Origin of the sequence: Pusillimonas sp., from assembly GCF_035515275.1 — a bacterium.
Taxonomy (GTDB): Bacteria; Pseudomonadota; Gammaproteobacteria; order Burkholderiales; family Burkholderiaceae_B; genus Pusillimonas.
The window spans coordinates 1-21,885 of the sequence record NZ_DATJBQ010000100.1 but is presented as its reverse complement, the minus strand read 5'-3'; the positions used below and the strand labels follow the sequence as shown (position 1 = coordinate 21,885).

22 protein-coding genes are annotated in these 21,885 nt (G+C 60.0%); 17 read left to right on the top strand and 5 right to left on the bottom strand.

From position 1 onward, the window contains the following. From VL003_RS07500 to accD, 4 genes are all read left to right on the top strand, one after another. The coding region (locus VL003_RS07500) for a RelA/SpoT family protein (protein WP_325441136.1) at window positions 1-1,990 on the top strand (1,990 nt) is incomplete at its 5' end. Window positions 1,991-2,089: 99 nt separating this feature from the next. Next, the gene (gene trpB, locus VL003_RS07495) at window positions 2,090-3,289 is read left to right on the top strand and encodes a tryptophan synthase subunit beta (RefSeq protein ID WP_325441134.1); all 1,200 of its coding nucleotides are present in this window, start codon (window positions 2,090-2,092) and stop codon (window positions 3,287-3,289) included. Between the two features lie 19 nt (window positions 3,290-3,308). Continuing rightward, on the top strand, window positions 3,309-4,148 hold the full coding sequence (gene trpA / locus VL003_RS07490) for a tryptophan synthase subunit alpha (RefSeq protein WP_325441132.1): 840 nt from the start codon (window positions 3,309-3,311) through the stop codon (window positions 4,146-4,148). A gap of 42 nt (window positions 4,149-4,190) precedes the next feature. After that, window positions 4,191-5,060: an acetyl-CoA carboxylase, carboxyltransferase subunit beta gene (accD, locus tag VL003_RS07485; RefSeq protein WP_325441130.1), complete on the top strand. Its 870-nt coding sequence runs from the start codon at window positions 4,191-4,193 to the stop codon at window positions 5,058-5,060. Window positions 5,061-5,257: 197 nt separating this feature from the next. Here the strand turns inward: accD and VL003_RS07480 are convergent, their stop codons facing one another. Both VL003_RS07480 and VL003_RS07475 read right to left on the bottom strand, forming a co-directional pair. Next, the gene (locus tag VL003_RS07480) at window positions 5,258-8,263 is read right to left on the bottom strand and encodes a ribonuclease E/G (protein ID WP_325441128.1); all 3,006 of its coding nucleotides are present in this window, start codon (window positions 8,261-8,263) and stop codon (window positions 5,258-5,260) included. A 124-nt stretch (window positions 8,264-8,387) separates the two neighbouring features. Next, the gene (locus VL003_RS07475) at window positions 8,388-8,516 is read right to left on the bottom strand and encodes a hypothetical protein (RefSeq protein ID WP_325441126.1); all 129 of its coding nucleotides are present in this window, start codon (window positions 8,514-8,516) and stop codon (window positions 8,388-8,390) included. Between the two features lie 247 nt (window positions 8,517-8,763). Here VL003_RS07475 and VL003_RS07470 point away from each other — a divergent pair, with 247 nt between their 5' ends. From VL003_RS07470 to VL003_RS07455, 4 genes are all read left to right on the top strand, one after another. After that, window positions 8,764-9,714 (top strand): RluA family pseudouridine synthase, encoded by a 951-nt coding sequence (locus tag VL003_RS07470; protein ID WP_414708261.1) that lies wholly within the window; start codon window positions 8,764-8,766, stop codon window positions 9,712-9,714. Then, the gene (locus VL003_RS07465) at window positions 9,711-10,370 is read left to right on the top strand and encodes an HAD-IA family hydrolase (RefSeq protein ID WP_325441122.1); all 660 of its coding nucleotides are present in this window, start codon (window positions 9,711-9,713) and stop codon (window positions 10,368-10,370) included. The genes VL003_RS07470 and VL003_RS07465 overlap by 4 nt, the downstream gene beginning before the upstream one ends. A 149-nt stretch (window positions 10,371-10,519) precedes the next feature. Then, the gene (msrP, locus tag VL003_RS07460; RefSeq protein WP_325441120.1) at window positions 10,520-11,524 is read left to right on the top strand and encodes a protein-methionine-sulfoxide reductase catalytic subunit MsrP; all 1,005 of its coding nucleotides are present in this window, start codon (window positions 10,520-10,522) and stop codon (window positions 11,522-11,524) included. Then, the gene (locus VL003_RS07455; RefSeq protein WP_325441118.1) at window positions 11,524-12,138 is read left to right on the top strand and encodes a protein-methionine-sulfoxide reductase heme-binding subunit MsrQ; all 615 of its coding nucleotides are present in this window, start codon (window positions 11,524-11,526) and stop codon (window positions 12,136-12,138) included. The genes msrP and VL003_RS07455 overlap by 1 nt, the downstream gene beginning before the upstream one ends. Before the next feature lie 2 nt (window positions 12,139-12,140). On the opposite strand, the gene VL003_RS07450 is transcribed toward VL003_RS07455, so the two are convergent. The 3 genes from VL003_RS07450 to VL003_RS07440 are packed head-to-tail and all read right to left on the bottom strand — an operon-like array spanning window position 12,141 to window position 14,313. Beyond that, on the bottom strand, window positions 12,141-12,962 hold the full coding sequence (locus VL003_RS07450; RefSeq protein WP_325441116.1) for an N-acetylmuramoyl-L-alanine amidase: 822 nt from the start codon (window positions 12,960-12,962) through the stop codon (window positions 12,141-12,143). A 50-nt stretch (window positions 12,963-13,012) separates the two neighbouring features. Beyond that, complete coding sequence (locus tag VL003_RS07445; RefSeq protein WP_325441114.1) at window positions 13,013-13,729, bottom strand: SAM-dependent methyltransferase; 717 nt, start codon at window positions 13,727-13,729, stop codon at window positions 13,013-13,015. Beyond that, window positions 13,726-14,313, bottom strand: a complete 588-nt coding sequence (locus VL003_RS07440; protein ID WP_325441112.1) for a Maf-like protein — start codon at window positions 14,311-14,313, stop codon at window positions 13,726-13,728. Before VL003_RS07440 ends, VL003_RS07445 begins: the two co-directional genes overlap by 4 nt. A gap of 164 nt (window positions 14,314-14,477) precedes the next feature. Between VL003_RS07440 and VL003_RS07435 the strand changes: the two genes are divergently transcribed. The 9 genes from VL003_RS07435 to rpoE form a co-directional block, all read left to right on the top strand. Further along, a complete protein-coding gene (locus tag VL003_RS07435; protein WP_325441110.1) occupies window positions 14,478-15,005 on the top strand; it encodes a YceD family protein in 528 nt (175 codons plus the stop codon). Window positions 15,006-15,064: 59 nt separating this feature from the next. Beyond that, on the top strand, window positions 15,065-15,247 hold the full coding sequence (gene rpmF, locus VL003_RS07430; protein WP_017524531.1) for a 50S ribosomal protein L32: 183 nt from the start codon (window positions 15,065-15,067) through the stop codon (window positions 15,245-15,247). Window positions 15,248-15,289: 42 nt separating this feature from the next. After that, window positions 15,290-16,372, top strand: coding sequence for a phosphate acyltransferase PlsX (plsX, locus tag VL003_RS07425; RefSeq protein WP_325441106.1), 1,083 nt, complete (start codon window positions 15,290-15,292; stop codon window positions 16,370-16,372). 12 nt (window positions 16,373-16,384) lie between these two features. Next, window positions 16,385-17,371 carry a beta-ketoacyl-ACP synthase III gene (locus tag VL003_RS07420; protein ID WP_325441104.1) on the top strand — a complete coding sequence of 329 codons (987 nt, stop codon included), beginning with the start codon at window positions 16,385-16,387 and terminating at the stop codon, window positions 17,369-17,371. A 20-nt stretch (window positions 17,372-17,391) separates the two neighbouring features. Further along, window positions 17,392-18,324 carry an ACP S-malonyltransferase gene (gene fabD / locus VL003_RS07415; RefSeq protein ID WP_325441102.1) on the top strand — a complete coding sequence of 311 codons (933 nt, stop codon included), beginning with the start codon at window positions 17,392-17,394 and terminating at the stop codon, window positions 18,322-18,324. 4 nt (window positions 18,325-18,328) lie between these two features. Next, window positions 18,329-19,066, top strand: a complete 738-nt coding sequence (gene fabG / locus VL003_RS07410; protein ID WP_325441100.1) for a 3-oxoacyl-ACP reductase FabG — start codon at window positions 18,329-18,331, stop codon at window positions 19,064-19,066. A 173-nt stretch (window positions 19,067-19,239) separates the two neighbouring features. After that, complete coding sequence (gene acpP / locus VL003_RS07405; RefSeq protein ID WP_325441098.1) at window positions 19,240-19,476, top strand: acyl carrier protein; 237 nt, start codon at window positions 19,240-19,242, stop codon at window positions 19,474-19,476. A 146-nt stretch (window positions 19,477-19,622) separates the two neighbouring features. Continuing rightward, window positions 19,623-20,852, top strand: coding sequence for a beta-ketoacyl-ACP synthase II (fabF, locus tag VL003_RS07400; RefSeq protein WP_325441096.1), 1,230 nt, complete (start codon window positions 19,623-19,625; stop codon window positions 20,850-20,852). A 444-nt stretch (window positions 20,853-21,296) separates the two neighbouring features. Continuing rightward, window positions 21,297-21,885: RNA polymerase sigma factor RpoE (rpoE, locus tag VL003_RS07395; RefSeq protein WP_325441094.1), on the top strand; the 589-nt coding region annotated here is incomplete at its 3' end.

Here is a 21,885-nt window from a genome sequence, read left to right as displayed (position 1 = left end):
CTTGTTGGCCGTGCTGCCCGACGAGGCCCGGCCCTCCGACAAGCAAAAGAGTCCCTTGCTTAAGATTTTCGGTCCCGAAGTGGCCGCCTTGGTGCAGGGTACGCGCTCACTATTGAGGCTGGGCCAAATAGCGGGCAAATCGCGCGACGAATCCACCGACCGCCAGGACCAGAACGAGATGCAACGCAAGATGTTGCTGGCCATGGCGGCCGACTTGCGTATTGTGTTGTTGCGGTTGGCCTCGCGTACTCAGTCGCTGCGCTGGTTTGCCGAGTCTCGTACGCCGTGTCCGCCCGAGTTTGCCCGTGAGGCCATGGAGCTCTACGCGCCGTTGGCCAACCGTCTGGGTATCTGGCAGCTCAAGTGGGAAATGGAAGACCTGGCGTTTCGTTTTTTGCAGCCCGATACGTACAAGGACATTGCCCGTCAGCTGGAAGAACGTCGTGCCGAACGAGAAAGCTTCATTGCCGAAGTGGTGCATGAGCTTCAGACCATGCTTGCTGATGCGAAAGTTTCTGGCTCGGTCTCGGGGCGGCCCAAGCATATCTACAGCATCTGGAGCAAGATGCGCAACAAGAACCTGTCATTCGACAAGCTGTACGACCTGCGCGCCCTGCGCGTCATTGTCGAGGACGAGCGCGCGTGTTATGCCGTGCTGGCGCTGGTGCACGCGCGCTGGACACCCATTTCAGAAGAGTTCGACGACTATATTTCGCGGCCCAAACCGAACGGCTATCGCTCTTTGCATACGGTGGTAGCCGATGCGAAAGGGCGCAGTTTCGAAATTCAGATCCGCACCCACGAAATGCACGTGTTCGCCGAGTACGGCATGGCGGCCCACTGGCGCTATAAAGAAGCCGGCGCCCAGGGGGGCACACAAAGAGCGACCGGCGAGTATGACCGCAAGGTCTCGTGGATGAGGCAACTTCTGGCCTGGGGGGGCGACGAGGCGCCAGGCGAGGCTGCCGCGTCGGCAGTGCAGGCGCAAGAGCCTGCTGCGCCCGAGCGTATCTACGTCATGACGCCGCAGGCGCGTGTTATCGAGCTTCCGCAGGGCGCGACGCCGATCGATTTTGCCTATTATCTGCACACCGACCTGGGTCATCGCTGTCGCGGCGCCCGTGTCGACGGCCAGATGGTGCCACTGCTGACTCAGCTTAAAACCGGTCAGACCGTCGAAATCATCGCGGCCAAGTCGGGCGGGCCGTCGCGCGACTGGCTAAACCCCCAGCTCGGGTATCTGGCCAGCCCTCGGTCGCGGGCCAAGGTGCGCGCCTGGTTCAATGCCATCGAACTGCAAGAGCGAATTTCAAGCGGTCAGGGCATGGTCGAGAAAGAGCTACAGCGATTGGGCAAAACCGCTGTAAACCTAGAGCAGTTAGCCCAGCAACTGGGCTTTGCCCAAGCCGACGACCTTTACGTCGCAGTGGCCAAAGATGAATTCAGCTTGCGCCAGATTGATCAGGCCCTGAGAACTCCTGCTGACCAGACTCAAAGCGATACTGACGCCACGGTCTTTACGCAAGGTCAGGCCAACGTCGTGCGTACCGGCAAAAGCGGTGTGCTGGTAATGGGCGTCGATTCTTTATTGACGCAACTGGCCCGATGCTGCCGACCAGCCCCGCCTGACCCTATCGCAGGCTTCGTGACCAGGGGACGGGGGGTGTCCATCCACCGGCGCGATTGCCCGTCGTTTGCCGCCCTGGCCGCGAGCCAGGCTGAACGAGTCATTGAAGTTGATTGGGGTGATACCGGCGAAACCGTGTATCCGGTCGACGTCAGCATACACGCCCAGCAAAGTGCCAATCTGCTGCGCGACCTGTCCGATGTCTTCGGGCGCTTGCGGCTGAACGTGGTGGGTGTGAACACGCAAAGCCGCCGCTCGCTGGCCCATATGGTTTTTACCGTGGAAGTGCGCAATGGCGAGCAGATCAGCCGTGCTCTTACCGCCCTGAACGAGTTGCCCGGGGTTACCGCCGTTCGCCAGTAGGCGCCCGCGCGGGGCGCAAGCCGCCGTGCACTGGTAAAATTGAAGATTACGCATTGATCCGGCGTGCAGCGCGCCGACGCACAACTAAAGAGTCATTCATTGAAACCCTATAGCTTGCCCGACGATCAGGGCCACTTTGGCCCATATGGCGGTTCATTCGTCTCAGAAACCCTTGTCCATGCACTGGACGAGCTTAAGCTCGCCTACGAAAAATATCGCAACGACCCCGACTTTCAAAACGAATTTGCTTACGAACTCAAGCATTTCGTGGGTCGCCCAAGCCCCGTGTACCATGCCAGGCGCTGGTCCGAACGACTGGGTGGTGCGCAAATATGGTTCAAGCGCGAAGACCTGAACCACACGGGTGCGCATAAAATCAACAACTGCATCGGCCAGATACTGCTGGCCAGGCGCATGGGCAAGCCCCGCATCATCGCCGAAACCGGGGCCGGACAGCACGGCGTGGCCACGGCTACGGTGGCGGCGCGCTACGGGCTTGAGTGTGTGGTGTACATGGGTAGCGAAGACACGCGCCGCCAGGCTTCCAACGTGTATCGCATGAAGCTGCTGGGCGCCACCGTGGTGCCTGTCGATTCGGGCTCCTGCACCCTGAAGGACGCGCTGAACGAAGCCATGCGCGACTGGGTCACCAACGTTGAAAATACCTTTTACATTATTGGTACGGTTGCGGGTCCCCACCCGTACCCGGCCATGGTGCGCGACTTCCAGTGCGTCATTGGCAACGAGTGCCTCGAACAAATGCCCCTCGAGACCGGTCGCCAGCCCGATTATGTCGTGGCGGCGGTGGGTGGCGGATCAAACGCCATGGGTATTTTTCACCCGTACATCGACCACGAAAACGTCAGGCTCATTGGGGTAGAGGCTGCAGGTGAAGGTCTTGCCTCCGGCCGTCATGCAGCGTCTCTCAATGCCGGAGCCGTGGGCGTACTGCATGGCAACCGTACCTACGTCATTCAAGACGATATGGGCCAAATTATTGAGACCCATTCAGTATCGGCGGGGCTCGATTACCCGGGCGTGGGCCCCGAACATGCTTGGCTGAAAGACAGCGGTCGTGCCGAATACGTAGGCATCACCGACGACGAAGCGCTGCAGGCGTTTCACGACTGCTGCCGAACCGAAGGCATCATGCCGGCGCTGGAGTCTGCTCACGCCATTGCCCATGCCGTCCGCATAGCGCCCACCTTGCCCAAGGACAAGATCATTCTGGTCAATTTGTCTGGCCGAGGCGATAAAGACATGCATACCGTTGCCGAGCGCGGCGGTATCACGCTCTAGAACTACAAGGTAGCAAGCCATGAACTCCCCCAATAATCGGTTGGCCGAGGCCTTTGCCAAGGCGGCCCCGCGCGCGGCGTTGATTCCTTACGTCACGGCGGGCGAACCCTCGCCCCAGGCCACTCCCACACTGATGCACGCCCTGGTCAAGGCCGGTGCCGATATCGTCGAGCTGGGCGTGCCGTTTTCCGATCCCATGGCCGATGGGCCTGTCATTCAGCGAGCGGGGCAACGCGCCATTGAGCGCGGCGTGGGCCTGACCCAGGTGCTTGAAATGGTCGCCCGCTTTCGTCAGGACGACACCATGACGCCTGTGGTGCTGATGGGCTATGCCAACCCGGTGGAACGCATGGGTCAGAAGCGCTTCGTTGACGCAGCCCGGGAAGCGGGTGTTGACGGCGTGCTGATCGTCGATTATCCGCCCGAAGAAATGACCGACTTTGCCGACATGCTTGACGCGGCAGGTGTGGCACCCATTTTCCTGCTTGCGCCCACTTCCACTGAAGAGCGCATCAAGAAAGTGGGTCAAATAGCGCGCGGCTATGTGTACTATGTGTCCTTGAAGGGCATTACCGGTGCCGGCACCCTTGACACCGGATCGGTCGAGAAAAAACTGGCCGACATTCGCCGCCACGTTCGCGTGCCGGTGGGGGTGGGCTTTGGGATTCGCGATGCGCAAAGCGCGCAGCGCTTGGCGAAGTTTTCGGATGCCGTCATTATCGGTTCCAAACTGATCGAAACCCTGGAGCAGGCGGCCGAAGAGGCTGACCGGCAAGGTTTGTCCGACAGCGCCAAAGACACCCAAGCCATCGAAGCCGCCGCCGAGTGGCTGGCCGGTATACGCAAGGCACTCGACTAGGCGGCCGGCCGGTCTCCGACAAAAACATATCAGGAATACTCAATGAGCTGGATCGAGAAAATTCTGCCCCCCCGGATCAATCGCAACGATAGCAGTACGCGTCGCGTGCCCGAGGGTCTGTGGATCAAATGCCCGGGCTGCGAATCGGTGCTTTATAAAGAAGACCTGCAGGCTACGTTCAACGTCTGCCCCAATTGCAGCCAGCATATGCGTATCGGCGCGCGAGCGCGCATCGATGCCTTGCTCGACCCCGAGGGCCGAGTCGAAATCGGTCAGAACACGCTGCCGGTCGACCCGCTTAAGTTCAAGGACACGCGCAAGTACCCCGAGCGTGTCACCGAAGCCACCAAGCAAACCGGCGAATCCGAGGCCATGGTAACCATGAGCGGCACCATACATTCGCTTCCGGTTGTGCTGTCGTGTTTCGAGTTTGAGTTTATGGGCGGTTCTATGGGCTCGGTAGTGGGCGAGCGTTTTGTACGCGGCGTCCAAGAGGCCATCAAGAACCGCAGTTCTTTCATTTGTGTCGCCGCTTCGGGTGGTGCGCGGATGCAAGAAAGCCTGTTCTCGCTGATGCAAATGGCCAAGACCAATGCCATGCTGACCCGACTTTCAGAAGCCGGACTACCCTTTATCAGCATTCTTACCGACCCCACCATGGGTGGTGTATCGGCCAGCTTCGCCTTCATGGGTGACGTGGTCATTGCCGAGCCCAAGGCGCTGATCGGTTTTGCCGGTCCACGGGTCATCGAGCAAACCGTACGTGAAAAACTGCCCGAGGGCTTTCAAAGGGCCGAGTTCCTGCTCGATAAGGGCGCCATCGACATGGTGGTCGATCGACGCGAGATGCGCAGCGAGCTGGCCCACCTGCTGGCGCTGCTCAATCGCCAGTCGGTCGACGTGATCGTCTGAACGTCAGACGGGGCCTCTCTGACGCCTCGTCCGGGTCGTTGTTGCTACGACCTTTTCAAGCTGTTTAATTAAAAGCAAAAAATAAGAAGGCCGCCTTTATGGCGGCCTTCTGTTGTTTGTTTGATCAGCAGTGGCGGGTATTACCTGTGCGAGGCCCTGATCGTGCGCAAGTGCGGGATCAGGGCCAGGCACCAGACCTAGCCTTGGGTTTCCACTTGTTGCAAAGGCTCGGTATCGACCACAGCTGCAGCCTTGCGGGCCCGGCCCAGGCGTTCAACGGGCTGATCGACTGCCGGGGCCGTGGTTCCGGCCCGGGTTTCGACCATCTGCATACCGGCTGCGCGGACCATGTCGTCCAGCGAGCCGGGCGTGGCGGCACCGTTGGGGGTTGGTTTCAAGGCGGCAGGCGTGGACGCTTCAGGCGCCCTGGGCGTTTCGGCCTGTGGCTCTTGAGGGTCGATCTGGTCGTCGGCCGGCTCTTGTGCAGCCTCGCCATGCAGTACGGGCTCGCTTACGGCCACTACTGAGCTGGGCGCTGCCGGTACGATGGGCGTGATCACGTCAGACTGGGCGGAATCTGCCGAATCAGCGGACTCGACAGGTTCCACAGCCTCGTCCGGGGTTTGAGCCTTGGTTTCGGATCCGCGCGTGTCAATGGCGACGGCCTGGGTGCGGACGTGAGCCTGAGCGGGCTGAGCTTCGGCTTGTACTGGCGGAGTCGCAGCGGCATTGTCGCTGGCTTGTTCTGTCGTTTCAACCGACGGTTGCGACGTACGCCGAGTAGCAGGTGCCGAAAACGGCATGGACGGTGAGGCGTCGGCGACTTCCTGCGCTGTTTCTTGAGAGGCAGAAACCTCGTCGGTGTCGTCGTCTTGCGTGGTTTCAGCGGAGTCGGTCTGGTTTTCGCCCGAACGACGGCCGCGGCGGCTGCGACGGCGGCGACGCTTGCGCTCGGGATCAGCCTGCTCGGTTTCAGCATCAGCCGATACACCGGTCGCGGCAACCAGGGACTCGTCAGCTTGCGAGCTGGATTCGGCAGCCGGAGCCAAAGCGGCCGCTGCGGCAGAGTCGACCGCTTCGGCTGCAGCGATCGTTGCTGCCGCTGTGTCGACGCCGTTCTCGGTCGTTTGACCTTCTTCGCGACGGTTGCGTCCGCGACCACGACGACCGCGCCCACCGCGTGACTGTGTGCCTTCGGTGCTTTCAGGTTGCTGAGCCTGATCGGTGTCAACCAATGCCTGCTCGGTGGCAGGCTTGTCGCCCCGATTGGCTTGCCCGCGACGTTGGCCGCGCGCGCCGGCGACTTGTTCGCTGCTTGCTGAGTCGGCAGTGCGGCCCGCATCGGGCCGACGCTCGCCGCGACGCGAGCGCGGTCGCTCGTCGCCTGTGCGCTCACGGCGATCGCCGGGACGTGTGGGCTTGCGGCGGTTGGACGCCGATGCTTTTTCTGGTGCAGCCTCTTGTGGCTCGGCTTGTGCCGGCTGTGCGGCGCCGGTACCCGTGAGCCAGGCAACCAGGCGTGAGAACAGGCCTGGATGCGTTGCGGATGTTGTCGGAGCGGCCGCTGCGGCAGGTGCCGAGGCGCCGGGAGCGGGCTGTGCGGGCGTAATGCCTTTGACCAGCGCTTCGGGGCGTGCCTTGGCGTCTTCGTTCTTTTGAGCAGACCACGACAGCGATGCTTCGGGTGGGCTTTGCACCAGCTCGAAGCTGCTTTGGGTTTCTTCCAGGCGGGGGTCATCGTAGCGCAGGCGCTCGATGTGATGGTGCGGCGTCTCAAGGTTCTTGTTGGGAATCAGAACCAGATTGACCTTCAGGCGGCTCTCGATCTTGGTGATGTCACTGCGCTTTTCATTGAGCAGAAAGGTCGCCACGTCGACCGGGACCTGAGCGTGCAGGGCGGCGGTATTTTCCTTCATGGCTTCTTCTTGCAGCAGTCGCAGCACATGAAGTGCGCTGGATTCGGCATCGCGAATGACGCCGGTTCCGTTGCAGCGCGGGCAGGTAATATGCGAACCTTCGTTAAGGGCGGGACGCAGGCGCTGGCGGGAAAGTTCCATTAAGCCGAAACGCGAGATCTTGCCCATCTGGACGCGAGCGCGGTCAAAATGCAGGGCATCGCGCAGACGCTGCTCGACAGCACGTTGATTCTTGCTGTCCTCCATGTCGATGAAGTCGATGACGATCAGGCCGCCCAAGTCGCGCAGGCGCAATTGGCGGGCCACTTCGTCGGCGGCCTCTACGTTGGTGCGAAGGGCGGTTTCTTCAATATCGGCCCCGCGTGTAGAGCGCGCCGAGTTGACGTCGATGGCCACCAGGGCCTCGGTGTGATCAATCACAACCGAGCCGCCCGAGGGCAACTGAATGGTGCGCGAATACGCAGTTTCGATCTGGTGTTCGATCTGAAAGCGAGAGAACAGTGGGACGTCGTCTCGGTAAACCTTGACCCGCTGGACGTTGTCGGGCATGACCACGCTCATGAACGCGGTGGCCTGCTCGGCGATTTCGTCGGTGTCGATCAGGATCTCGCCGATTTCAGGCGAAAAGTAGTCGCGAATGGCCCGGATGACCAGGCTGGATTCAAGATAAATGAGGATGGGCGCCGCATTGTCGCGGGCGGCTGCGTCGATGGCGTTCCAGAGCTGAAGCAGGTAGGAAAGGTCCCATTGCAGTTCTTCGACGCTGCGGCCGATGCCGGCGGTGCGAGCGATGATGCTCATGCCCTGGGGGGTGTCCAGCTGGTCCATGGCTTCGCGCAGCTCTTGACGGTCTTCGCCTTCAACCCGGCGCGATACGCCGCCGCCCCGTGGGTTGTTGGGCATCAGCACCAAGTAGCGGCCGGCCAGTGAAACAAAGGTGGTCAGGGCCGCGCCCTTGTTGCCGCGTTCTTCCTTTTCGACCTGAACGATCAGTTCCTGGCCTTCGCTAAGGGCGTCCTGAATGCGCGCGGTGCGTACATCGACGCCTTCCTTGAAGTAGCTGCGGGCGATTTCCTTGAAAGGCAGAAAGCCGTGGCGCTCTTCGCCGTAGCTGACGAAGCACGCTTCGAGGCCGGGCTCAATGCGGGTGATGACGCCTTTGTAGATATTGCCTTTGCGCTGTTCGCGCCCGGCAGTTTCGATGTCGAGGTCGATGAGTTTCTGACCGTCGACAATCGCAACGCGTAGTTCTTCTTGGTGCGTTGCATTGAACAACATGCGTTTCATGAGTGTGTTTCTCCGTAGTCATGGCGCGCCGGTAATCGGCGCACGACCGCGGGCCACTCGGTGTGTAGCGCAAAGCTTGCGTCGGGGGCGGGGCTGACCATAAAGGCAGCGCCTGCCCGGTTCGTTAGGCAGGCACGGCGTGCCAGCGGGCACGCTGTTCGGTCAGCAGGAAGGTCAGGGTCACGGTAGTGGTTGACGAAAATAAGTTGCTGGAGAACGGCAGACGCACGTTTTGTGTGTGCGGCTGGTGCATAAAACGATGATCTAATTGCAAGACTTTTGCGCCGCACGCGACAGGCGGTACCTGGAACTTCTGGCTGACATCTTGCCGCGCCATCGTTACAACAGGCATCGCCCCGGCGACCTTATGGCCCAAAGGCTGAAAACACAGGCAGTACAATAGAATTTTGCTACCGACGGAGACGCATCCATTGCATCTCTACGTCAGGGGTGGTTTCAGCCTTTATAGGCTGACCCGATTATATGCCGCTTTTTCACATATGCGCAAAACTGAAACCAGAGAGCAGACGCAGCCCAGCGTGCGGATGTTTCAAATTGATACCGAACAGGCCGGCCAGCGCCTAGATAATTTTCTGGTCCGTGTATGCAAGGGCGTCCCGAAAAGCCATTTATATAAGGCCATACGCAGCGGCCAAGTGCGCATTAACAAAGGGCGTACATCGGCCGATTACCGTCTGCGCGACGGCGACGTCGTGCGTGTACCTCCCTTGCGCCTGCCCGCCGTAGGCGACCCTCGTCCGGTGCCCCCGGCGGCGTTCCCCGTTGTCTACGAGGACGATTCGCTACTTGTTGTAAACAAGCCCGCGGGTGTGGCAGTTCATGGCGGCAGCGGCGTTTCGTTTGGCGTGATCGAACAAATGAGGGCGGCCCGGCCGGGTGCCATGCTTGAACTGGCTCACCGGCTCGATCGTGAAACGTCCGGCCTGTTGATCATTGCCAAGAAAAGGTCCTCGTTGGTGGCCCTGCACCAGATGTTTCGCGAGGGCAAGGGGCGCAAGCATTATTACGCTTTGGTGCGCGGCGACTGGGTGAACGACAAGCAGCATTTGCGAGCTCCGTTGCTAAAGTGGTTGACCGCCTCGGGCGAGCGCCGGGTCAAGGTTGATCCGGCCGGCAAGCCCGCCCATACCATCATTACCCTGCAACAGCGTTTCGGTGCCTATTCGCTGCTCGATGCCGAGCTGCGCACCGGACGCACCCACCAGATCAGGGTGCATTTGGCCGCGTCAGGCTTTCCAATAGTAGGGGACGATAAGTACGGCTCCGACGAGGTGCGCAATCATTTTGCCGGTCTGGGCCTGAATCGCATGTTTCTGCATGCCCATCGGCTGGAGATTCCCCATCCGCTGACGGGCGAGACCTTGTGCCTGCATGCCGATCTGCCCGATGCCTGTCGCGCCATACTTGCCCACCTAGGAACAAAAGCATGAAACGTTATCGCGCCGTTGTATTCGATTGGGACGGAACTGTCATGGATTCCACCCGCACCATCGTGCAATGTATTCAGGGGGCTTGCGCCGATTTGGGTTTGCCCGTGCCTGATTCGCGCCGCGCAAGCTGGGTAATCGGCTTGTCGCTGGAAAGCGCGCTGTACCACGCAATCCCCACCCTAACCGCCGAACTGTTCCCGGATTTTCAGGAACGGTATCGAAGTCATTACCTTAGTCGGGACGCCGAGCTTCCGTTGTTTGACGGCATGGCCGAGCTTTTGGGTTCGCTGCGTACTCAGGGGGTGCTGCTGGGTGTGGCCACCGGGAAGAGCCGTGCGGGGTTGGATCGGGTGCTTACCCAGCGCGACATGCATGGGCATTTTGACGCCACCCGCTGTGCCGATGAAACCTTCAGCAAGCCACACCCGGCGATGCTGCTCGAGATTATGGATACCTTGGGCTTAAGCCCGCACGAGGTGCTGATGGTGGGCGACACCTGCCACGACATGCAAATGGCCCGCAATGCAGGTGTCGACGGTCTGGGCGTCACGTATGGGGCGCACGATCCCGAGGCCCTGGGCGCGGGCGAGCCTCTGATCATGGTCGATAGCGTGGCGCAGATGCGCGACTGGCTGGGTGGCCGTCTGGCGGTGTAATTAAAGCGTCGAGGCGAACTTAGCGACGTCAAGAGGTTCCAATACTTTATTGGCACAGGCATTTTTCAGGCGCTGGCAGCCGGCCGAAAGCAAGTTCGTAAGCGAAAATGCATCGCTGCGGCGATTACTGCAACAGAGTGGGGTTATTCATGGGCAAAGTATCGATTCCAATAATTCCGGCATCGCAAATCACTCCCGAGGCGGTTTGGCAAAGCCGTCGTCGGTGGCTGCGCCAGGCGGGGGGGGTGGCAGCAGGTGCGGGGTTGAGCGCAATGGCTCCAGGCCTGGCAGCGGCTGCGATGCGCAACGAAGGCGTGGTGGGGGGCGCTCTGGACCGGCCCCCGCGCGACGATCTTTGGGTCGCCCCGCGTAATCATGATTATGATCTCGACGAAGCCCTTACGGCCGAGCGTGATGTCTCTACCTATAACAACTTTTATGAGTTCGGCACCGGCAAAGGCGACCCTGCGCGTCACGGCGACGCCCTGAAGACCCGCCCCTGGACGGTTTCCATCGAAGGTGAGGTCGCCAGGCCGCAAACGCTTGACCTGGACCAACTGCTTCATTTGGCGTCCATGGAAGAACGCATTTACCGGCTGCGCTGTGTCGAGGCCTGGTCAATGGTGATTCCCTGGATGGGCTACCCGCTTGCGAGCCTTATTCGTCGGGTCGAACCCACCTCTCATGCAAAGTTCGTCGAGTTCACCACGGTTGTTCAGCCCGAGGCCATGCCCGGTCTGCGCAGTCGCATTATCGAATGGCCTTATGTCGAGGCGCTGCGTATGGACGAGGCCATGCACCCGCTAAGTTTTCTGGTGTTTGGCGTCTATGGCAAGCCGTTGCCGGCCGCCAACGGGGCGCCCTTGCGCATAGCAGTACCCTGGAAATACGGGTTCAAATCGGGTAAGTCTATTGTAAGAATCCGCTTTACACGCGAGCAGCCCAAGACCAGTTGGACACAGATTGCGCCGCATGAGTACGGTTTTTATGCCAACGTGAACCCGCAGGTTCCGCACCCGCGCTGGAGCCAGGCTACCGAAAGGCGCATTGGCGCAGGCGTGTTTGCGCCCCGCGAAAAAACTCTGATGTTCAATGGCTATGCCGAGCAGGTGGCTTCGCTTTACAGCGGCATGGATTTAAGCCGCAACTACTGATGTCGAACGAATCTCGCTGGACGGCACGACAGGTCGCGTACTTCAAGCCGGTGCTTTTTCTTTTGGGTCTGTATCCGGTGATGCGTTGGGTATGGCTGGGCCTTAACAATGGGCTCAGTGCAAATCCGCCCGAGTTTCTGATCCGGTCTTCGGGCATCTGGGCCCTGGTGTTTCTTTGCCTGACCTTAACCGTCACGCCTGTGCGTCATTATCTGGGACAGCCGGCGCTGATTCGTTGCCGCCGCATGCTGGGCCTGTTCAGTTTTTTTTATACGGTGTTGCATCTGCTGGCCTGGGCTTATTGGGAAAGGAGCTGGTCACTGCTGTTGATGTGGCAAGACATCATGGAACGACCATTTATTGCGGTGGGGGTGCTGGCGGTACTGCCCATGACGGCGCTGGCCTTAACGTCTACCCAGGGGTGGATGAGGCGGTTAGGCTCCCGCTGGCAGGCCCTGCACAGTCTGATCTACGCCATTGCGGTGCTTTCGGTCTGGCATTTCTGGCTGGTGCGCGCCGGCAAGAACGATTTTTCAGAGGTCTACGTATATGGTTTGGTGGTGGTGGTGCTACTGACGCTGCGCCCGGTAATTGCGCGTGGCAGGCGACACTGAATTCAGGGCAGGCTTTTAAGTATGGCCAGAGTCTGGGCGTCGGGCAGGCCGTCGTACAGACTGGGCCGATAGCGCATTTGAAACGCGGTTATGACATTACGCGTGGCTTTATCCAGCCGCCCGGTTTTGGGCACGTTGTAACCCACCCGAGCCAATTGGCCCTGCACCCAGGCAATACCAGCCAACCCTTGCTGCTCGAACTCGACACGGTACTGGGCGGCCAGGGTTTCGTCGTACCAGCGTGCCAAACCGGCCTCGGCCAGGGTTTTCCAAGGAAACAGCGGCCCTGGGTCGACCTTGCGTTGGGGGGCGATGTCACTGTGTCCGACAATATTGTGGTGCTTGATCTGGTGGCGACCGGCAATATCGGCAAGCAACAATAGCAAGGTGTCTATTTGTGCCTGCGAGTATGGCGCCCAGCTCGAGCCCGCGCCGCCCGGGTTGACGATTTCAATGCCGATTGAGGCGGCATTGAGGTCAGTGCGCTCATACCACTGGCTGACGCCGGCATGCCAGGCGCGTCGCGTCTCATCCACCAATTGGTAAACACGCGGCGGCGCTTCGTTGGTAATCAGGTAATGGCTGCTGACATTGCGGCGGGATAGCAGCTCAAGCGAACGTTCATTCGAGGCCGAGGTGTAATGCAGCACCACGAATTCGACCCGGCTGTTCTGGGCCTGGGCCTGAATGCTGCGGTCGATGCTTAGTACGGGCGGCCGAGTGGGGGGCGTGCCACAACCGGCGAGAATCAGTGCCGCGCACACCACGGCCAGGCTGCCGATGATGCGCTTGGAAAGGCTTTTGGGTTCCGGTGATGGGGTCATGCGGCTCACGCTGGTCTTTTAGGCAAGGCACGGCATTGTCTTGGGCAAATTTAAGGGGCCAGGAACAGAAAGATGGTGGGTTTCTTGTTAAGCTCTGGGGGCGAAAGCGTTTTCCAGTGCTCAATGGTGTGGGTCTGTATCCATTCGTCCTCAGCCGTCAAGGAGCGCGCCACGCATAGGCGGGTGCGCCCATTCAGGGCGTGTGTCAGGGTGCTGAGCATGGCGTCGTTGCGGTAGGGCGTTTCGATCAGGATCTGGCTCTGGCGCTGCCTGCGCGACTCGGCTTCCCATTGCTTCAGTTGCTTGGCACGTTCGCCCGGTTCGACCGGCGCATACCCATGGAAGGTGAAGCGCTGGCCCTCGAGCCCGCTGGCCATTAGCGCCAGCAGTATTGAAGAGGGTCCCACCCAAGGTGCAACCCGAATGCCAATTTCATGGGCCATGGCTGCCACTTTGGCACCCGGGTCGGCCACTGCCGGGCACCCGGCTTCAGACACCAGGCCGATCTCTGCACCTTTGGTCGCGGGGGCCAGCCATTCGCGGATCTCGCGAGCGTCGGTCTTGGCGCTTAGGGTGTGGATGGTAATTTCCTGCAGGGGTGTAGTGGTGCCGACCAGCTTGAGAAAAGCACGGGCCGTTTTGGCGTTTTCTGCAATGTAAACGGTAAGCCGGCCTGCAAGTGCCTGGACCGCCGACGGCAGCCAGACCGAGGTGGGGGCGTCGCTTAAGCCGACGGGTATCAGGTGCAGGGTTCCACTGGTTTTCATGCGGGTAGGCCGTGTGTAATGGGGTTAAAGCCAAATGAGCGTAACATGCGGCACAAGGCAATAAGCGGCAAGCCGATAATGGCGGTCGGGTCGTCGCTGTGCATGGCGTCCATCAGCGCAATGCCCAGTCCCTCGGCCTTGGCGCTGCCGGCGGTGTCAAAGGGCTTTTCATGATGCAAATACGCGTCGATTTCGTCATCGCTCAGGTTGCGGAACACGCAGCGGGTGATGACATCGTCGAGTTCGTGGCGTTGCCCGTCAAGGACACACAGCGCACTGTGGAACTCGACCGTACGGCCGCGAAGCTGGCGCAGCTGTTCGCGTGCGCGCTCGAAATTGCCCGGCTTGCCAATGGGGGAGCCGTCTATGGTGGCCACCTGGTCCGAGCCGATGACCAGCGCGCCCGGGTGGCGCGCAGCCACCGCTTGGGCCTTCTCAAGTGAAAGCCGCAGCGACAGGGCGGCGGGGGTTTCATCGGGCCGGGGTGTTTCGTCGATGTCGGGCGATTCGGCCGTAAACGGGATGCGCAGGCGCGACAGCATGTCGTGCCGGTAGCGCGAGCTGGATGCAAGAATGAGACGCATGGGTGCTGGCTGCTTGTGGTGAGATACCGGTTTGGTTTGACTGACTAAACGTGAAAGCGTTATTATCTAATGTTTTCTTAGCTTGCACAGCTTGGTAGATTGCTTGGGTGGGCTTGAACCCGAATGATCTTAAACCCGGGTCCGTGAGGTAATGCGAGGTGACTGTGAGCAACGAAGTCGTCGACCTATATTTATTTGCTACCGACCGGGGTTCGCAAAGCGAGGTTCAGCAGCGATCGGGCCAAAACAGCCTTGTCGATTTTGGCAGGCTGGTTGCGGGTTTGCCGCAGCAGCAGGTCGGTTCGCAAGTGCAGTGGTCGGTGCAAGGCCAGGGTACGCCCGCCGGAAAACGGTTTATTAAGGTAGAGGCGGCAGCATCGGTTACGCTCGAGTGCCAGCGCTGTCTGCAGCCCTTTGTTCTTCCCGTGCAGGTAGAAAACCGCCTCGAGGTCGTACGGAGCCCGTCCGAACTTGACGGTGACGAAGACGATGAAACCGAGCGGATAGTCGGTTCGCCGCGTTTTGATCTGCTCGAGCTCATCGAAGACGAACTCATCCTGAGTTTGCCCTCGGTGCCCAAGCATGAAGTTTGTCCTTCTGCACCAGGCTTTTCCGGTGGTTCCGGAGAGCCCGTGGCTGAAGTAGTACGTCCTTCACCGTTCGCGGTGTTGGAGCGTCTGAAAAAAGATTGAATTTAAGTTAACTTTGCGGGTAATTCGCCGGTTTTGGCGGCCCGTTTTCAGGAGTCATCATGGCTGTTCAGCAAAACAAGAAAAGTCCGTCCAAGCGCGGCATGCATCGTTCGCACGATTTCCTGGGTACGCCCCCAACGGCCATCGAGCCCACCACCGGTGAGCTTCATCTGCGCCACCACATCAGCCCCAACGGCTTCTATCGCGGCCGTAAAGTGCTGAAAACCAAGAACGACGAGTAATCAACGCAATTTATTGCGGATTTTCGTTAGCTTGCACGCTTGATGTCGACAGCTCCGATACGAATCGCCATTGATTGCATGGGCGGAGACGTCGGCTTGCCGGTTACGGTGGCCGCTGCGTATCAGGTTTCTCAACGATACCCTGATACCTGCTTCCTGCTTACCGGCGATACAGCGGCCATACAGTCACAGCTTGACGGGCTGGGCTGTGCCCGGGGCGATTGGTACGAATTGCTGCCCGCTTCTGAGGTCGTCACCATGGACGACACCGTCGAGGTGGCGCTGCGACGCAAAAAAGATTCCTCCATGCGGGTGGCCGTGCAGTCTGTCAAGGACGGCAAGGCGCACGCCTGCATCTCTGCAGGTAACACCGGCGCCTGGATGGCGATTTCGCGCTACGTGCTCAAAACGCTTGACGGCATTGATCGTCCGGCCATCGCCACGTCGATTCCCAATCAGAAGGGCGGCGCGACCACCATGCTCGACCTGGGCGCCAATGTCGACTGTACGGCCGAGCATCTGCTTCAGTTCGCCATTATGGGCACGGCCCTGGTTACAGCTTTGTACGGTAAGCAACGCCCCACCGTGGGCTTGCTGAATATCGGCGAAGAGGTCATCAAGGGCAACGAAGTCGTCAAACAGGCGGCCGAACTGTTGCGCGGTAGCGGACTTAACTTCTACGGCAACGTCGAAGGTGATGACATCTGCAAGGGCACGGTTGACGTAATTGTGTGCGACGGCTTCGTCGGCAACGTGGTGCTGAAGTCCATCGAAGGCCTGGCTCGCATGATCAGCCAGATGATGCACGCTGAGTTCAAACGCGATGCGCTCTCGATGGCTGCCGGTGCGGTTGCCAGGCCGGTGCTTAACCGTTTCCGTGACAAGGTCGACAATCGACGTTATAACGGTGCGGCGCTATTGGGCTTGCGTGGTATTGTCATCAAAAGCCACGGTTCGGCCGATGCCTATGCCTTCGGCAACGCTCTTGTGCGTGCCCGCGAGGCTGTACACAATGGGCTGCTGGCTGGTACCAGTGCCACAATTGATCACCTTCGTCAAAGCCTGCGGGCTGCGGCCGACCAATCGGCGAAGGTTTCTTCAGAACTTTCAGATCCCGAGAAATAACCCGGGCGTTTGATGGAAGCGAATATGTCTTATGCAACGATAATCGGGTCGGGCTCGTTTCTGCCCCCCCGGGCTGTTTCCAACGATGAGCTGGCTGCCGAGCTTGCCACTCGTAATGTTGAAACCTCTGATGCCTGGATCGTAGACCGCACGGGCATTCGTCAGCGCCATATTGCCGACCCCGGGGTTACCACCAGCAAGCTGGCTACCGAAGCGGCTCGCAAGGCACTTGAAGACGCCGGCCTGGCGCCGCAAGACGTCGATCTCATCATTGTTGCCACGTCGACGCCCGATTTCATATTTCCCAGCACAGCGTGCATGGTGCAGGCCAACCTTGGCATCAAGGGTTGCCCGGCGTTTGATGTGCAGGCGGTATGCAGTGGTTTCGTGTATGCGCTAACTACTGCCGACGCCTTTATTCGTTCGGGTCAGGCGCGTAATGCGCTGGTCATCGGCGCCGAAGTGTTCTCATCCATACTCGACTGGAACGACCGCCGTACATGCGTGTTGTTCGGCGACGGCGCCGGCGCCGTGGTGCTTGCTGCTTCCGAGAAGCCGGGCATTGTGGGGGCGCAGCTTAACGCCGACGGCAGCCATATGGATATTCTTTACGCCGCCGGCAATGTGGTGGGCGGAAAGGTGGTGGGCGACCCCTTCTTGCGCATGGACGGGCAGGCGGTATTCAAGCTTGCGGTCAACTCTCTGGCACAGTCGGCGCACCAGGTTTGCGAGAAGGCAGGCGTTTCGCTTGACGACATCGACTGGATGGTGCCGCATCAGGCCAACGTACGCATACTTAACTTTCTGGGCCGCAAGCTGGGCATCGATCCAGAAAAAATCATTATTACCCTGGACAAGCACGCCAATACCTCGGCCGCCAGCGTACCCCTGGCCCTTGACGTTGCGCGCCGCGACGGCCGCATCAAACCAGGCGATCTGGTCCTGATGCAGGGCGTGGGAGGCGGCTTTACCTGGGGTTCGGTATTGGTCCGGATGTAATTACCACATTAGAAAAAACCATGAAATTTGCATTTGTTTTTCCGGGGCAGGGGTCTCAGGCGGTTGGCATGCTGGACGCCTGGGCAGACAACGCGATTGTTACGCAAACACTTGCTCAGGCCGATCGGGCCCTGGGCCAGCCTCTTTCCGCCCTGATTCAATCGGGGCCGGCCGAAGAGCTCAATCTGACGACCAATACCCAGCCTGCCATGCTGGCATCGGCCGTGGCCATGTACCGCGCCTGGATCGATGCGGGCGGCCCGGCTCCTTCGTGGGTGGCCGGGCATAGCCTGGGCGAGTACTCCGCCCTTGCCGCAGCCGGTTCTCTTGCCCTCGAAGACGCTGTGAGGCTGGTACGCATCCGTGCCGACGCCATGCAGAAGGCGGTTCCGGTGGGTCAGGGCGGCATGGCAGCGGTGTTGGGCCTGGACGACGACACTGTCCGTGACGTCTGTGCGCGTGCAGCGCAGGATGAGATCGTCCAGGCGGTCAACTTCAATGCACCTGCGCAGGTGGTTATTGCCGGGCACAAAGCCGCCGTCGAGCGCGCTTGCGAACTGGCCAAGGCGGCTGGCGCCAAACGTGCGCTGGTATTGCCTGTGTCGGCTCCTTTTCATTCCAGCCTGCTCAAGCCGGCGGCCGAGGCCCTGGCCGGCGCTTTGGCGGGTGTCCAGGTGCTGGCGCCGACCATTCCCCTTGTCAACAACGTCGACGTCGCCAGCGTCAGCCAGCCCGATGCCATTAAAGATGCGTTGGTGCGGCAGGCCTGGCATCCGGTAAGGTGGGTCGAAACCATTCAGTTTCTCAAGGCTCAGGGCGTGACTCATGTCGTTGAATGCGGCCCGGGCAAGGTGCTGTCGGGGCTGGTCAAGCGCATAGACGGCGAACTGGTCGGCCTGTCAATAAACGATCCAGCGTCGCTGCGATCGGTTTTGGAAACTCTTAAGGGGTAGGTTCGTGGAACAAGAACTCAACGGCAAGGTGGCACTGGTCACTGGTGCCACACGCGGCATCGGCAAGGCCATTGCTCTCGAATTGGCCGAGCGTGGCGCCACAGTGGTGGGCACAGCCACGTCCGAAGCGGGCGCCGGTTCAATCTCCGAGATGCTGGCAGCGGGCGGCGGCCGAGGCGTGGTGCTGAATGTCAACGATGCCGAGGCATGCGAGGCCTTGGTGGCCGAGTTGGTCGGCGACGGCGGGCCGCATATATTGGTCAACAACGCGGGAATTACTCGCGACACATTGGCCATGCGAATGAAGGACGACGATTGGGCGGCTGTGCTGGAAACCAACCTGACGGCGGTGTTTCGTCTGTCGCGCGCCGTGCTGAAACCCATGATGAAGGCCCGGTCGGGCCGCATCATCAACATCACCTCCATCGTTGGCTCCAGCGGCAACCCGGGACAGGCCAATTACGCGGCGGCCAAGGCCGGCGTGGCCGGCATGACGCGAGCGCTGGCGCGCGAGCTGGGCAGCCGCAACATTACCGTAAACTGTGTATCGCCCGGGTTTATTGAAACCGACATGACACGCGCTCTGAGCGAGGCTCAGGCCGCAGCCCTGCTTACCCAGATTCCGCTGGGCCGATTGGGTGCCGCCGCTGACATCGCCAATGCGGTCGCATTCCTGGCCGGACCCCGCTCAGGTTACATTACGGGCACCACGCTGCACGTCAACGGCGGTATGTACATGTAAACAAGCGAACAGGGTAAAATCTGTTCACGTCAGAGGTGTTCCCAATAGACAATTCGCCCAGAAGGCGCAAAATACGCTGTCATTGGAAATGCCGTTTTTTTGTCATGGCCGACGCCCAATAATCCAGACGTTTGGCTATAATTCGCGGGATTTTTTCCCAATTGGAGATCTGCATGGAAAGCATCGAACAGCGCGTCAAGAAGATCGTCGCTGAACAACTTGGCGTTAACGAAGCCGAGATCAAAAACGAATCTTCCTTCCTTGACGACCTCGGTGCCGATTCGCTCGACATGGTCGAGCTCGTGATGGCACTCGAAGACGAATTCGAAACCGAAATCCCCGACGAGGAAGCCGAGAAGATCACGACGGTTCAACAGGCTATGGACTACATCAACTCGCATAGCAAGTAATATTAATCATCAGTTGTGGCTGCGGCACCTGTGCCGCGCCGGGGGGCGGTTCCTAGAAAACAGGCCTGCGACGTCCAATCTACGGGTTGTGCGTGTCAAGCGGCGTGTTTGCCTCGAACCGCTCTTTTAATTTTAGGGAGTCATCCGTGAAGCGACGTGTCGTCATTACCGGCCTTGGTATTGTTTCACCTGTCGGAAACAGTATCGAGAGCGCATGGGACAATATCGTCAGTGGGCGTTCTGGAGTCGGACGCATTACGCGTTTCGATCCCTCGGCTTTCAACGCGCAAATAGCGGGTGAAGTCAAAGATTTCGACGTAACGCAATACATGTCCGCCAAAGAAGCCAAGCAAATGGATACCTTCATCCATTACGGCGTGGCGGCGGGCGTGCAGGCATGGCGCGATTCAGGTCTTGAGATCACCGAGGCCAACGCCGACCGAATTGGTGTCATTGTGGGTTCGGGCATTGGTGGCTTGCCCCGCATCGAAGAAACCCAGGTCGAATACCTCGACCGCGGCCCGCGGCGCATTTCTCCTTTCTTTGTGCCCGCTTCGCTCATCAACCTGGTGTCGGGCCAATTGTCCATCATGCTAGGTCTCAAGGGCCCCAGCTACGCCGTCGTGTCGGCCTGCACCACAGGCTTGCACTCCATCGGCGATGCGGCGCGGCTCATCAAGTACGGCGATGCCGACGTCATGGTGGCCGGCGGTGCCGAATCAACCGTTTCGCCGCTGGGCATCGGTGGTTTTGCGGCCATGCGCGCATTGTCCACCCGCAACGACGACCCCACCACGGCATCGCGCCCCTGGGATATCGACCGTGACGGCTTTGTGCTGGGCGAGGGTGCAGGGGTGTTGGTGCTTGAAGAGTACGAACACGCCCGCAAGCGCGGTGCAAAAATTTACGGCGAGTTCGCGGGCTACGGTTTAAGTTCCGACGCGCACCACATTACTTCGCCCGACTGCGACGGCCCCCGTCGCGGTATGGCAAACGCACTGCGCGATGGCGGCATCAACCCCGACCAGATCGCCTATGTCAACGCCCACGGCACCTCTACGCCATTGGGCGACAAAAACGAGACCGAAGCGCTCAAGCTTGCATTCGGCGACCACGCTCACAAACTGGTGGTCAACTCCACCAAATCCATGACCGGTCACCTGCTCGGTGCAGCCGGCGGCATCGAAGCAGTGTTCACCACCCTGGCGGTTTATAATCAGGTCTCGCCTCCCACTATCAATATCTTCAACCAAGATCCCGAGTGCGATCTCGATTATTGCGCCAACGAGGCGCGCGACCTCAAGATCGACCTGGCTTTGTCCAATTCCTTCGGGTTTGGCGGAACCAACGGTTCCATGGTTGTCAAGCGGGTTTAGTCTGGCTTCCCGCACCTCCCATCACTATGCATGGCCGGTCCGGCGCCCCACCTGGGTGCCGGTGTTTTCAGCGGGCTTGGGCCTGCTTGCTCTGGTTGGTTTGGCTCAAGTCGTCGTGTGGTGGGCGCCGTTGCCCGCCCTTTTGCTGGCACGGCTTGTCTGCGGGCGGGGTTTCGGGCTGGGGGCCAGGCCGGCGGGCAGGCTTTCTTTTTCCGGTGTCCAGGGGTGGCAGTTTGCACAGGGTGGCATTGTCTGCGACCTGACCTTGCAGCATGTCTGGCATGCCCCTGCCTGGACCACGCTGCAGTTTCGCGTTTCGCCTTCCGGCAAGATGCTTGAATTGACTGTCTGGCGGGGAACGGTATCATCGACGGGCTGGCGCCACTTGTGCCAGCTAGCGTCGCGGGGGCCAATCGGGCCTCGCTTGCGCGTCACGGAGGTTCAATGAGCGAACGCGATGTCGATGCCGAATTGGTTGCCCGGGTACAGCGCGGCGACAAAAGGGCGTTCGATCTGCTGGTGCTCAAGTATCAGCGCAAGATCATGCGCCTATTGTCGCGCATGATCCGCGATCCCGGCGATGTCGAGGACGTGGCCCAAGAGGCTTTTATCAAGGCTTATCGTGCGCTGCCGCAATTTCGGGGCGACAGCGCCTTTTACACCTGGCTTTATCGCATCGCCATCAATACGGCAAGAAACTGGCAGGCAGCCGCCGCCAGGCGGCCGAGCGTTCCAAATGTAATAGAAACCGAAGACGGTGAAACTTTTAGTCAAATCGACAACCTAACCGATATCAGTACGCCGGAGTCGCTGGCGGCGGGCAAGCAGATCGTCGAAACGGTTAATGCGGCCATTAATGCCTTGCCCGAAGAACTGCGCACCGCGATCGTCCTGCGCGAGATCGAGGGCATGAGCTACGAAGATATTGCCCAAACCATGGGTTGCCCCATTGGTACGGTCAGGTCGCGTATATTTGGCGCCCTCGAGGGTATTGCGGCGCAGCTGCGTCCTGGTGTGGACACCAACCCCGAAC

Coding starts and splice junctions, on each gene's coding strand:
- VL003_RS07440 (WP_325441112.1), bottom strand. CDS start 14,313: ATGCGTCTCATTCTTGCATCCAGCTCGCGCTACCGGCACGACATGCTG.
- msrP (WP_325441120.1), top strand. CDS start 10,520: ATGGGCAAAGTATCGATTCCAATAATTCCGGCATCGCAAATCACTCCC.
- rpmF (WP_017524531.1), top strand. CDS start 15,065: ATGGCTGTTCAGCAAAACAAGAAAAGTCCGTCCAAGCGCGGCATGCAT.
- plsX (WP_325441106.1), top strand. CDS start 15,290: ATGTCGACAGCTCCGATACGAATCGCCATTGATTGCATGGGCGGAGAC.
- VL003_RS07420 (WP_325441104.1), top strand. CDS start 16,385: ATGGAAGCGAATATGTCTTATGCAACGATAATCGGGTCGGGCTCGTTT.
- VL003_RS07480 (WP_325441128.1), bottom strand. CDS start 8,263: ATGAAACGCATGTTGTTCAATGCAACGCACCAAGAAGAACTACGCGTT.
- accD (WP_325441130.1), top strand. CDS start 4,191: ATGAGCTGGATCGAGAAAATTCTGCCCCCCCGGATCAATCGCAACGAT.
- acpP (WP_325441098.1), top strand. CDS start 19,240: ATGGAAAGCATCGAACAGCGCGTCAAGAAGATCGTCGCTGAACAACTT.
- fabD (WP_325441102.1), top strand. CDS start 17,392: ATGAAATTTGCATTTGTTTTTCCGGGGCAGGGGTCTCAGGCGGTTGGC.
- VL003_RS07470 (WP_414708261.1), top strand. CDS start 8,764: ATGCGCAAAACTGAAACCAGAGAGCAGACGCAGCCCAGCGTGCGGATG.
- VL003_RS07465 (WP_325441122.1), top strand. CDS start 9,711: ATGAAACGTTATCGCGCCGTTGTATTCGATTGGGACGGAACTGTCATG.
- VL003_RS07475 (WP_325441126.1), bottom strand. CDS start 8,516: ATGCACCAGCCGCACACACAAAACGTGCGTCTGCCGTTCTCCAGCAAC.
- VL003_RS07445 (WP_325441114.1), bottom strand. CDS start 13,729: ATGAAAACCAGTGGAACCCTGCACCTGATACCCGTCGGCTTAAGCGAC.
- trpA (WP_325441132.1), top strand. CDS start 3,309: ATGAACTCCCCCAATAATCGGTTGGCCGAGGCCTTTGCCAAGGCGGCC.
- VL003_RS07455 (WP_325441118.1), top strand. CDS start 11,524: ATGTCGAACGAATCTCGCTGGACGGCACGACAGGTCGCGTACTTCAAG.
- VL003_RS07450 (WP_325441116.1), bottom strand. CDS start 12,962: ATGACCCCATCACCGGAACCCAAAAGCCTTTCCAAGCGCATCATCGGC.